The organism is Microcoleus sp. S13_C3 (assembly GCF_036700905.1).
GTDB lineage: Bacteria > Cyanobacteriota > Cyanobacteriia > Cyanobacteriales > Microcoleaceae > Microcoleus.
This window is the reverse complement of sequence record NZ_JAUBPT010000374.1, coordinates 1-1,004: the sequence shown is the minus strand read 5'-3', so window position 1 is coordinate 1,004 and position 1,004 is coordinate 1. Positions and strand designations below refer to the sequence as shown.

The following is a 1,004-nucleotide window of genomic DNA, read 5'->3' as shown; positions in this document are numbered from 1 at the left end:
GGGTAAGGGTTAGAATTCTAGCCTCGCTAAAGTGGTATCTCACCGTTGGCTCGATTCTGCCCACAAGCAGAACTTCACAGCCTCCCACCTATCCTGCGTAAGCGAAGCCCGAACACAATTCCAGGCTATAGTAAAGCTTCATAGGGTCTTTCTGTCCAGGTGCAGGTAGTCCGTATCTTCACAGACAATTCTATTTCGCCGAGTCTCTCTCCGAGACAGCTCCCAGATCGTTACGCCTTTCGTGCGGGTCGGAACTTACCCGACAAGGAATTTCGCTACCTTAGGACCGTTATAGTTACGGCCGCCGTTCACCGGGGCTTCAGTCGCTAGCTTCGGTTACCCTAACCAACTTCCTTAACCTTCCGGCACTGGGCAGGCGTCAGCCCCCATACGTCGTCTTACGACTTTGCGGAGACCTGTGTTTTTGGTAAACAGTCGCCTGGGACTCTTCACTGTGACCTACTTGCGTAGGTACCCCTTCTCCCGAAGTTACGGGGCCATTTTGCCGAGTTCCTTAGAGAGAGTTATCTCGCGCCCCTTGGTATACTCTACCTCCCTACCTGTGTCGGTTTCGGGTACAGGCTAACATTGCTTATGGTGTTTAGAGCTTTTCTGGGAAGCCTGACATCTACCACTTCCCTCCCGTAGGAGGTCGTACTCGTACCTCAGCTCAAGACGTTTTCTCCGTCTCTCAACACCTCGAATACTTGAACCGGTAACCAACATCCGGCTGGCGATTGCCTTCTCCGTCCCTCTGCACCAACAATGTCAGGTACGGGAATATTGACCCGTTATCCATCGACTACGCACTTCTGCCTCGCCTTAGGACCTGACTCACCCTCCGCGGACGAGCCTGGCGGAGGAACCCTTAGGGTTTCGGGGTGTAGGATTCTCACCTACATTTGCGCTACTCAAGCCGACATTCTCACTTCCGCACAGTCCACACCTGCTTGTCGCTAGTGCTTCACACCGTTGCGGAACGCTCCCCTACCAATACATGACTT

The 1,004-nt window shown here is 53.4% G+C and carries 1 rRNA gene; it reads right to left on the bottom strand.

The annotated features are described in order from the left end of the window. Nucleotides 1-1,004, bottom strand: a 23S ribosomal RNA gene (locus QUA16_RS36815); the annotation flags it as partial.